Annotated in this window: 3 protein-coding genes and 2 pseudogenes; 4 read left to right on the top strand and 1 reads right to left on the bottom strand. The window is 37.6% G+C overall.

Going from position 1 to position 5,635, the window contains the following annotated elements:
• The 4 genes and pseudogenes from AFK68_RS13205 to uppS form a co-directional block, all read left to right on the top strand.
• Positions 1 to 203: pseudogene (locus AFK68_RS13205) on the top strand (diaminopimelate decarboxylase); the annotation flags it as partial.
• A gap of 1,071 nt (positions 204 to 1,274) precedes the next feature.
• Positions 1,275 to 3,083, top strand: a pseudogene (gene ltrA / locus AFK68_RS13195) (group II intron reverse transcriptase/maturase); the annotation flags it as partial.
• Between the two features lie 67 nt (positions 3,084 to 3,150).
• On the top strand, positions 3,151 to 4,068 hold the full coding sequence (cdaA, locus tag AFK68_RS13190) for a diadenylate cyclase CdaA (protein WP_094673210.1): 918 nt from the start codon (positions 3,151 to 3,153) through the stop codon (positions 4,066 to 4,068).
• 196 nt (positions 4,069 to 4,264) lie between these two features.
• Positions 4,265 to 5,011, top strand: a complete 747-nt coding sequence (uppS, locus tag AFK68_RS13180; RefSeq protein WP_094673208.1) for a polyprenyl diphosphate synthase — start codon at positions 4,265 to 4,267, stop codon at positions 5,009 to 5,011.
• A gap of 15 nt (positions 5,012 to 5,026) precedes the next feature.
• Here the strand turns inward: uppS and AFK68_RS13175 are convergent, their stop codons facing one another.
• The gene (locus AFK68_RS13175; RefSeq protein WP_094673211.1) at positions 5,027 to 5,299 is read right to left on the bottom strand and encodes a DUF3143 domain-containing protein; all 273 of its coding nucleotides are present in this window, start codon (positions 5,297 to 5,299) and stop codon (positions 5,027 to 5,029) included.
• Positions 5,300 to 5,635: the final 336 nt, after the last annotated feature.

Here is a 5,635-nt window from a genome sequence, read left to right as displayed (position 1 = left end):
AACCAGGAGATTGTTTAGTAGTTATGGCTACAGGTGCTTATAACTATAGCATGGCTTCTAACTATAATCGTTTACCACGTCCAGCAGCAGTTTTAGTATCCAATAACGAAGTAAATGTAATTTTACAGAGGGAAACTTACCAAGATTTACTCAATCAAGATACTTTACCAGAACGAATAGCTATGGGTAATAATAGTATTTGATTGGTAACACAAACCTAAAAGAATAGCAACTAATATGTTACCAATGTAAGTGCGACTCGTTGGCTAGTCAAGACTGTTAAAAAGCAGATATATCTAGCCTTCCGTGATTAAGGAGGTGATAAATATATAGTCACGAGAAAACTCTTATATCCTTCGAGGTGAAATTCCTCCGCCCCGTTGTCTGGGTAGAAAGCATAGGTCACACTGGTAAGACTGAATATCAAACTGGTGAAACTGGTCTAAATGAGGTTAAAGCTTTAACTACCAAATAAGTGAGACCTCTAGCAAAGGCTCACAAGTGGACGAATAGGAAGGTGATGAAACTCTCGTAAGTAATAACCACCTCAAAGGTAGCTATGGGGTGTAGGACAAAAGTCAGGGGGTCTATGGATAACCTTATTTACATGAGATTAGCAACCATGCCGAACCCTCCGGGAGATTTTGCCCCACTAAATCAGTCGTAATAAAGGAATAAGGGAACGAGAAAACCTCCTTAAGACACCTAAGAATATAGGTCGAAATCGAAGGTGCGCTATTCAAGGTCAATCTGCACATAGGTTGTAGGTCTTAGGGAGAATAGGATTGGGTAAAAAGCATAGATTGAGAATTCAGAATTCAGAATTCAGAATTTAGAATTATTAAATGATTAAATTATTAAATTTAGAANTAGGATTGGGTAAAAAGCATAGATTGAGAATTCAGAATTCAGAATTCAGAATTTAGAATTATTAAATGATTAAATTATTAAATTTAGAATTCTAATTTATTAATTTTCCAATTCTAAATTCAAACAATTCTACATTCTAAATTCATTTGCTGACGTACCCACTGTTAGACGTAATGTAAGGTAATCAAAGCGCGATGAATAAAGCTAAAACACTAAAAAGACGTTTAGGAAACCCTAAACCATTTTTAAGCGTGGCATGGGATACAGACGATATACCAGACCCAGTATGTATTAATCCGAACCTAAAATGGAAGGATATTAACTGGAGACGGGTTGAGAAGAATGTATTTAAGTTGCATGCATTTAATTTACAGAGCATCCAGCCGTGGCGAAATCCGCGTATNGATATTAACTGGAGACGGGTTGAGAAGAATGTATTTAAGTTGCATGCATTTAATTTACAGAGCATCCAGCCGTGGCGAAATCCGCGTATCGGGGTAAATACCAACGACTTCTGACTTCTAGTTATTACGCCTTGTTGCTAGCTGTTAGGCGCGTGACTCAAGATAACCAAGGTAAGAAAACTGATGGTATAGATGGTATTAAGAATCTACCTCAAGAACAGAGATTTAACTTGGTCGATTTATTAAACACGCGATACCTCAAAGCAAGTCCTACCCTTGATGTCTGGATACCAAAACCAGGAAGGGACGAAAAGAGACCTCTTGGAATACCCAAAATGTACGATCATGCATTACAATCCCTGGTTAAGTTGGGTATGGAACCAGAGTGGGAGGCTAGATTTGAACTTAATAGCTATGGTCTTTTCCGGAGGTCAACACATGATGCCATTAGTGCCATCTTTGACAGATCAAATTTAAACCTAAATATGTATTGGATGCTGATATATCAAAATGTTTTGACCGAATTAACCATGATGCACTGTTGAGAAAATTAGGTCAAACACCCTACAGGCGATTAATCAAACAGTGGTTAAGAGCCGGAGTTTTTGATAACAAACAATTCTCAAACACTGTGGAAGGTACACCACAGTCCGGGGTAATATCACCCTTACTAGCAAACATCGCCCTACACGGTATAGAAAAAAGGATAAAAGAGTTTGCCAAAACCACTTATATGAAATGGAATGGTAAGCAATTAAGTCCAAGTAGCAAAGCCCAAAGGCTCACTCTAGTACGCTACGCCGATGACTTTGTAATCCTACATGAAGATATCAAAGTAGTGTTACAATCAAAAGCCGTAATACAGGAATGGTTAAACCAGATAGGATTAGAACTAAAACCAGAAAAGACCAAAATTGCCCACACCTTGGAAGAATATGAAGGTAATAAACCCGGATTTGATTTCTTAGGATTCACAATCAGGCAATGGAAGGTTAAGTCAACTAAACAAGGATTTAAGACGCTGATTAAACCATCCTCCAAGAGTATCAAAACTCATTATCGGAAACTGGCGGATAATATATCCGATAAACGTAAAACCATTCCGACCAAAGCTTTGATAGTTCAACTAAATCCGGTAATCATAGGATGGTGTAACTACTTCTCAACCGTAGTCAGTAAGAAGACATTTGCAAAAATGGATATGCTTCTATGGAAAAGATTATGGCGATGGGCAAGTAGAAGGCATCCAAATAAGTCGGCTAAATGGGTGAAGAAAAAGTATTTTCCTCATTGTAAAGAAACCAGAAATTGGTTGCTTAATGACGGCGAATATATACTAAACCTACACTCAGATGTTCCTATTGTAAGACACATTAAAGTAAAAGGTAATAAATCCCCTTATGACGGCGATTGGACTTATTGGAGTAATAGAATCGGTAAATATCCAGGTGTAAGGAAAGAAGTCACAACGCTGTTAAGACGGCAAAAGAATAAATGCGCATTTTGTGGACTAACCTTTGGCCCGACTGACCTTATGGAAATTGACCATATAAAATCAAGGTCTAAAGGTGGTGACAACACATATAAAAATAAACAATTGTTACACCGACATTGCCACGACAGTAAAACGGCTTTAGATAAAAAGACATATCCAAAATTTAGGCCACAGGACTTACCTGAAAATTATGTATGGATTGACGATATGTTAATTTTAAAGCATGATGTGCCTATGAAAAAGGACGACTAAGAGAGGAGCCGGATGAGGTGAAAGTCTCAAGTCCGGTTCTAAAGACGAGTCGGGTAGGGTAACTTACCTGACTTAGTTTAACAAGAAAGCTAAATTAAAAGTTGACACTAGATTAATAATTAAAGTTCAATGAAATCGGGTCTTGGTAATGACCCAGGCTTGATGAAGTCCTTATTACTACATAGTATTGATATTGGACTGGTTCTAGCCCTGATATATATGGTGCTAGTCATCATAGGGGAACGTCGTACATTATGGATGGTAAGGGGCTTTATAGTCTTAATGTTGGCTTCTGCTTTAAGTCATTGGGCAGGATTAAGACTATTAAGTTTTGCCCTCAACAGCCTAGTGATTGGTTCTGCCGTCTCAATGGCAGTAATATTACAATCAGAATTCCGTAGATTTCTCGAACAGTTGGGACAGGGGGAAATTCTACAAATGTTTGGACACGATCGCCGAGTTCTACCTGAATCAGATAACATTATTGATGTAATAGTAGAAGCAATCAAACAATTGTCCCAAAATCGTATAGGTGCCTTGTTAATTATAGAAACAGATGGACCTATTGATGAAAGAGATTTTTCTGTACCTGGTGTAAAGTTAAATGCTGAACTTTCTAAGGAGCTATTACAAACTATTTTTCAGCCAAAAACTTTATTACATGATGGAGCAGTTCTAATTAGAGAACGCAAGATTATGTCGGCTGGTGTGATTCTACCACTCTCTGAAAGAATAGCTTCCAGACAACTAGGGACTCGTCATAGAGCAGCTATGGGAATTACAGAACAAGTAGAAAAATGCCTTTGTATAGTGGTATCTGAAGAAACTGGTTCTATTTCTCTAGCAGAAAAAGGAACTTTGAATCGGCCTTTAACAGGTAATAAACTAAAGGAGTTATTAGAGGAACGTCTATTTCTATCCGGTAGTGAAAAAAATACAAATTCAATCCCTATACTTAGTCTGGGACGTCAAATAGGATCAAAAGGATCGAGATTAATTTCATGGGTACTTCGTCAAAGTCCATCAGCTCCTCGAAAGAAAAGATGAATCAAGGAACTTGTTTACAAGATTTACCTGTTGACTTGAAACCGGAAAGGTTGCCTAACCATGTAGCTGNATCCGGTAGTGAAAAAAATACAAATTCAATCCCTATACTTAGTCTGGGACGTCAAATAGGATCAAAAGGATCGAGATTAATTTCATGGGTACTTCGTCAAAGTCCATCAGCTCCTCGAAAGAAAAGATGAATCAAGGAACTTGTTTACAAGATTTACCTGTTGACTTGAAACCGGAAAGGTTGCCTAACCATGTAGCTGTGATTATGGATGGCAATGGTCGTTGGGCAAAAGATCGTGGTTTACCTCGCATTATGGGTCATAGGCGTGGAGTAGAGGCGCTGAAGGATCTACTGCGATGCTGTAGAGATTGGGGTATAGAAGCCTTAACTGCCTATGCTTTTTCTAGTGAAAATTGGGGCAGACCTCTAGAGGAAGTTAATTTTTTAATGACTTTGTTTGAAAGAGTTCTGCGTCAAGAGCTACAAGAGATGATGGCAGAAGATGTTCAAATTAGATTTGTTGGTAATTTAAGTTCTTTGCCTCTGTCTTTACAAGCTGAGATTAAAAACTCAATGGAAACGACGAGGCAAAATCAGGGAATTAAGTTTACTGTAGCTACTAATTATGGGGGACGTCAAGAAATTATACAAGCTTGTCAAGCGATCGCCATTCAAGTAGAAAAAGGTCTGCTCAAACCTGAAGAAATTAATGAAGAAATTTTTGAACAATATCTTTATACTACTGGCATTTCTCATCCAGATTTATTAATTCGTACCAGTGGGGAAATGCGAATTAGTAATTTTTTACTTTGGCAAATTGCTTATTCAGAAATTTATGTAACTGAGACATTTTGGCCTGACTTTAATCGTCCTGAATTTCATCGTGCTTTATCCGCTTATCAGCAACGTGAACGTAGATTTGGCAAAATCTGATTGATTGAAGTGAAACTAAGGTCCGGAAAAGATTGCTGCTTCAAGATCCTGCCGAGCCAAGGAATATTTAAAAGAGCGTTGAATATCAGTACCATCAATACCTGCATCTACATAACGTACAGTAAGTTGATCTATTTCAAGTAATAACTCTGCTTTCCAAGCTGGTCTTTCAACCCACCAACAGTGCAATTTTTCCGAATTTTGTTGGCAGCCATTTTCTTGAAGCCATTGCTCAATTTTCGGTAGAGGATGATTATATAAGGGAGTATCTGGGTTAGGAAGATCCATTTCTTTTATTTCTACAAAACAACAAAAAATATCTAGATTTTTCGCCGTTGCTGAAATGTAATGGTGAGTAGCTGAAGGTAACATCGGAAAACTTATGTTTTTCGTTGATACTTAATATAAAAATCATTACCACTCAGCAACGCCGATTTTTCTGATACTCTCTTAATTATATAGCGGTTTTGGCATGGATGAACCACAAAATTAATATCAAGTCTGGTACATCGGTATTGTTATAGTGGAGGTCAAGTCATAAGTCAGAAGTTCTAATAAAGCAGGAAAAACTTTAAACCTAGGAGGGTAGATATTTCTTGAGTTTTTACACAAACGATACTAACT

The organism is Hydrocoleum sp. CS-953 (genome assembly GCF_002260545.1).
Classification (GTDB): Bacteria; Cyanobacteriota; Cyanobacteriia; order Cyanobacteriales; family Microcoleaceae; genus Trichodesmium.
The sequence above is the reverse complement of the archived record's forward strand: the minus strand, read 5'-3'. Positions and strand labels throughout refer to the sequence as shown.

Coding starts and splice junctions, on each gene's coding strand:
- uppS (WP_094673208.1), top strand. CDS start 4,265: ATGAATCAAGGAACTTGTTTACAAGATTTACCTGTTGACTTGAAACCG.
- cdaA (WP_094673210.1), top strand. CDS start 3,151: ATGAAATCGGGTCTTGGTAATGACCCAGGCTTGATGAAGTCCTTATTA.
- AFK68_RS13175 (WP_094673211.1), bottom strand. CDS start 5,299: ATGGATCTTCCTAACCCAGATACTCCCTTATATAATCATCCTCTACCG.